The 221-nt window shown below is 71.5% G+C and carries 1 protein-coding gene; it reads left to right on the plus strand.

Going from position 1 to position 221, the window contains the following annotated elements:
* Positions 1-221, plus strand: a 221-nt coding sequence (locus tag BN358_RS26090) for a hypothetical protein (protein ID WP_040582430.1), incomplete at both ends; no start/stop codon positions are given.

Raw genomic sequence — 221 nt, forward strand, 5'->3', positions numbered from 1 at the left:
GACGCGGCCTCGGTCGCCGCCGCCTCGCAGGCGCTGACCAACGCGAACCGGCTGCTGTCCATCGCCGAGCAGAGCTACGCCCTGGTGGTCCAGCAGCAGGCGGAGATCATCGCGCCGCTCCAGGCCGCGGTCGACGATGCCCAACAGGCGCTCTCCGACGACAAGGTCGAACTCGCGAGGCTGAAGGCCGAACTGGCCGCGACCGACCCGTCCGACACGGG

It is taken from the genome of Sedimentibacter sp. B4, assembly GCF_000309315.1.
GTDB lineage: Bacteria > Bacillota > Clostridia > Tissierellales > Sedimentibacteraceae > Sedimentibacter > Sedimentibacter saalensis.